This is a genomic window from Candidatus Streptomyces philanthi, assembly GCF_059553635.1.
On record NZ_JCANQV010000408.1, the window covers coordinates 1 to 4,056 of the forward strand.

Consider the following 4,056-nt stretch of genomic DNA (forward strand, 5'->3'; position numbering starts at 1 on the left):
TACCTTCGCCAAGGTGGGCCGGGCCTTCCCGTCCTCGCAGGTCTGCTCGGCCTGCGGGTTCCGGGACGGCCCCAAGCCCCTGCACGTCCGGCAGTGGACGTGCGGCGAATGCGGCACCGTGCACGACCGCGACCACAACGCAGCCCGCAACGTCCTGGTCGAAGGACGCCGAATCGTCGCCGCCGGACGGGCGGAGACGCCAAACGCCTCGTGGAGCGCCGGTAAGACCAGGACGAAAGTCCCGGCACAGCGCGGTGAAGCAGGAAGCCCCCGGAAGGGTCGGACGACCCAGGCCGGAATCCCTGGACTTTAGGCCAGGGAGCACGTCAACGGGTGCAGTCACGTCTGAGGTCCGGCGCTCTCGGCCTGTACCTGGTGGGTCCGCGCGGTCGGCCGGTCCTCCCGGCTCGCGCGGTCCCCGTGCTGTGGTGCCGCAAGGACACGGGCCGCCTATGCGGCTGGGGTGAGTTCGGCTCGGCCGAACAGCAGCGCGTAGCCGGATGGGAGCTGGCTCAGGATGCGGGTGAGGAGGTCGGGGCCGGCCAGGGTGGCGACGGCGGCGAGGACGGAGCCGGCGTCCCAGCGGGTGGTGGCCAGGGTGGCGCTGGTGCGGGTGCTGAGGTCCTTGACGAATGCCCAGCCGGTGAGGGGCTGGGTGTCGGGGACCTGTGCGGTGAGGGTGCGTGCGGCTTCGAACGGCAGGCGGGCGGCCAGTTCGACGCGTTCGTCGCCTGTCAGCTGGCGTCCGAGTCCTGCGAGGACCAGGCGGACGGCTTGCTCGGCCCGTTCCCGGGTGGGGTAGGCGCCTTCGTAGCGGACCTTCTCCAGCAGCTGCTGGTACGTCATCGCGAGCGGTTGCTGGAGTGGTGCACGCTGATCGGAGGTCACTGTGGTGTTCGCCTTTCTGGTGCTGAGGTGGCGGTGCCGGCGTGCGGACACCGGCTGTGCGGGAGGTCAGGTGGGCTGGGGGCGGCCGAAGAGCAGGTCGTAGCCCGCGGGAAGCTGGAGCAGGATCTGCTGGAGCAGGTCCTCGCCGGCCGCGTCGGCGGCCGTGCTGAGGACGGCACTGACGTCCCAGGCCGCGGTCTGGTCGGTGGCCCCTTCGATCCAGGCCGCCGTCGCCCGCACGAACCGCTCCGGTGACAGCGGCTCGGCGCTTTGCAGCGGGTTGAGCAGGATCAGGGCGAAGTCTTCCGGCAGGCTCGCCGCCAGTTGGGCGCGCACCTCGCCCACCAGGTGCGCGCCCAGCAGGGCAAGCACCACGCGGGCTGCGCGTTCGGCTTCCTGCCGGCTGTCGTACTCGCCGCGTTCCTTGACATGGTCGAGGAACGCTTCCCAGCGCAGGGTCACGTCGGTCGCCCCCTTCTCGGGTCCAGTGGGTGCGGAGGACGGGTGAGAGGGAGATCAGGTGCCCGCCCTCCGCCACTGTCCGGCTCGGGCCGCTCCGCTCAGCCGGAGATCTCCTTGTGGGAGGACTCCCCGCCGACGGTGATCTTGCGGGGCTTGGCGCGTTCGGCGATCGGGATGCGAAGGGTGAGCACTCCGGCTTCGTAGGCGGCCTTGATGTGCTCGGTGTCCAGTGTGTCGGCCAGCACGATCTGGCGGGAGAAGACGCCCAGTGGCCGCTCCGACAGCTCCATCTGCACGTCGTCGGCCTTCGCCACGGGCCGGCGCTCGGCCTTGACGGTCAGCATGTTTCGTTCGACATCGATGTCGATCGCCTCCGCGCTGACGCCGGGAAGGTCGAAGGCCACCACGTACTCGTCACCTTCGCGGTAGGCGTCCATCGCCATCGCGGCAGGCTGCGACCAGGTGCCCTGGCCCATCAGCTGCTGAGCCAGCCGGTCGAGCTCACGGAAGGGGTCAGTGCGCATCAACATCACGGAACACCTCCAGCAGGTTCGGGCAGTTACTGCCAATGCGCCTCACGGAAACTGTTGTAACATGTCATCCAATGGATGACAAACGATGTGTCGTCGAAATGACGACAGTGCGAGGAAGGTGCTCATGACAGCGGCCCGCCAGCCGGACTCTTCCAGCACCCACACCCGGAGCCCGGCCTCGTTCCTCGCCGCCGCGACGGCCCTGGAAGCCATGGACGAAGCCCTGCGTGCCGCCCAGCACAAGGCCCCCGAAACCGCCGATGCGGGCCCCGGGCCGGAACAGGCCCTGGCCTCCCTGCTCCTGCTGCGGCAGATCCGCGAGCAGCTCACCGGCTGGGAAACCGGCCTGATCGAAGCGGCCCGTCACGCGGGCGCCAGCTGGGCCGACCTCGCCCACCCCCTCGGGGTCGCCAGCCGCCAGGCCGCCGAACGCCGCTACCTGCGCAACCGCCCCGGGCCCGCCGGAACCACCGGCGAACAACGCGTCCAGGCCACCCGCGAACGCCGCGCCGCTGAACGCACCGTCGCCGTCTGGGCCCGCCGCAACGCCGCCGACCTGCGCCGCATCGCCGGCCAGATCACCGCCCTCACCGACCTCCCCGCGGCGGCCGGCCTCCCGGTCAGCCAACTCCACGCGGCCCTCGGCCACGACGACCCCGCCACCCTCGTCCACCCCCTCAACGCCACCCGCCCCCACCTGACCACCGCCCACCCCGCCCTCGCCGCCCAACTCGACACCCTCACCGGTTCCGCCCCGCCCCCAGCCACCCCTGACTGACCACGTACGGCGGTACGCGCCCAGTGGGCCCCCGCGACAGGCCCGGCCGGCCGCCCTCCGTGGTCGCACCGAGATTATTCGTGCGCTGCGGAAATCTTCGGAGCGGTCCGGCACCGCGGCCGTCACCTCCCGTTCGCGGGCCGGAATACTCCGCCTGAGAGACTTTGTTCCGTATCAGAACTTACGGACGTCCCGCTGCCCGCGTACGCCCCGCGCCCCGCCGGTGCGCCACGCGCGTTCCCCCGAAAGGTCTCTCATGCCCTTGGCTCTGCTCGCGCTCGCGATCTCGGCCTTCGGTATCGGCACCACGGAATTCGTGATGATGGGCCTGCTGCCCAACGTCGCGGACGATCTGGGCCTCTCCGTGCCCACCGCCGGCTACCTCGTCTCCGCCTACGCCCTCGGCGTCGTCATCGGGGCCCCGCTGCTGACCGCCCTCGGCTCCCGCCTCCCCCGCAGGCCGATGCTGGTCGCCCTGATGGCCGTCTTCACCGTCGGCAACCTCGCCTCGGCCCTCGCCCCGACCTTCGGCCTGCTGATCGCCGGGCGGCTGCTCGCCGGGCTGCCGCACGGCGCGTTCTTCGGTGTCGGCGCGGTGGTCGCCGCCCGCCTGGTGCGCGAGGGACGGCAGGCACGCGCGGTGGCCACGATGTTCCTCGGCCTCACCGTCGCCAACATCGTCGGCGTCCCCGCCGCCACCCTGCTCGGCCAGCACCTCGGCTGGCGCGCCACCTTCCTCGTCGTCGCCGGCATCGGGCTGGTCGCCATGGCCTCCCTCGCCCGGCTCGTCCCGCCACTGCCCGCCGGCGCGCACACCGGCCTGCGCGGCGAACTGCGCGCCCTGCGCGACCGGCAGGTCCTGCTCGGCCTGCTCACCACCGTCTTCGGCTTCGCCGGGGTCTTCGCCGTCTACAGCTATCTCGCCTCGACGATGACCAAGGTCACCGGCCTGTCCCAGACCTCCGTGACGGGCGTCCTCGCCCTCTTCGGCATCGGGATGACCCTCGGCGCCCTCGCCGCGGGGCCCCTCACCGACCGCGCCCTGCGGCCCACCCTGTACGGCTCGCTGGCCGCGCTCGCCGTCGTCCTGGCCGCCTTCCGCTTCACCGCCCACCACACCTGGGCCGCGCTGGTCACCGTCGTCCTCATCGGCGCCGTCGGCTTCATGACCACCACCCCGCTCCAGATGCTGGTCATGGACAAGGCGCGGCAGGCCCCCACCCTGGCCGCCGCCTCCAACCAGTCCGCGTTCAACCTGGCCAACGCGGGCGGTGCCTGGGTCGGCGGCCTGGCCCTCTCGGCGGGCTGGGGCTGGACCTCCCCGACCCTCGTCGGCGCCGTCCTCGCCGCGGCCGGCCTCGCCGTCGCGCTCGTCGCCGGGCTGCTGGACCGCGG

6 protein-coding genes are annotated in these 4,056 nt (G+C 72.0%); 3 read left to right on the forward strand and 3 right to left on the reverse strand.

The features are described from left to right. Window positions 1–313: zinc ribbon domain-containing protein (locus tag AC51EU_RS27910; protein ID WP_496269865.1), on the forward strand; the 313-nt coding region annotated here is incomplete at its 5' end. 137 nt (window positions 314–450) lie between these two features. On the opposite strand, the gene AC51EU_RS27915 is transcribed toward AC51EU_RS27910, so the two are convergent. The 3 genes from AC51EU_RS27915 to AC51EU_RS27925 form a co-directional block, all read right to left on the reverse strand. Beyond that, a complete protein-coding gene (locus tag AC51EU_RS27915; protein WP_496269866.1) occupies window positions 451–846 on the reverse strand; it encodes a DUF2267 domain-containing protein in 396 nt (131 codons plus the stop codon). Window positions 847–954: 108 nt separating this feature from the next. Continuing rightward, a complete protein-coding gene (locus AC51EU_RS27920; RefSeq protein ID WP_496269867.1) occupies window positions 955–1,350 on the reverse strand; it encodes a DUF2267 domain-containing protein in 396 nt (131 codons plus the stop codon). 98 nt (window positions 1,351–1,448) lie between these two features. Beyond that, complete coding sequence (locus tag AC51EU_RS27925; RefSeq protein ID WP_496269868.1) at window positions 1,449–1,880, reverse strand: Hsp20/alpha crystallin family protein; 432 nt, start codon at window positions 1,878–1,880, stop codon at window positions 1,449–1,451. Window positions 1,881–2,007: 127 nt separating this feature from the next. Here AC51EU_RS27925 and AC51EU_RS27930 point away from each other — a divergent pair, with 127 nt between their 5' ends. After that, window positions 2,008–2,661, forward strand: a complete 654-nt coding sequence (locus tag AC51EU_RS27930) for a type III effector protein (RefSeq protein WP_496269869.1) — start codon at window positions 2,008–2,010, stop codon at window positions 2,659–2,661. Window positions 2,662–2,917: 256 nt separating this feature from the next. Further along, the coding region (locus AC51EU_RS27935; protein WP_496269870.1) for an MFS transporter at window positions 2,918–4,056 on the forward strand (1,139 nt) is incomplete at its 3' end.

Excerpts from the sequence above, each read along its gene's own strand:
- AC51EU_RS27915 (WP_496269866.1), bottom strand. The coding sequence starts at position 846 with ATGACGTACCAGCAGCTGCTGGAGAAGGTCCGCTACGAAGGCGCCTAC.
- AC51EU_RS27925 (WP_496269868.1), bottom strand. The coding sequence starts at position 1,880 with ATGTTGATGCGCACTGACCCCTTCCGTGAGCTCGACCGGCTGGCTCAG.
- AC51EU_RS27930 (WP_496269869.1), top strand. The coding sequence starts at position 2,008 with ATGACAGCGGCCCGCCAGCCGGACTCTTCCAGCACCCACACCCGGAGC.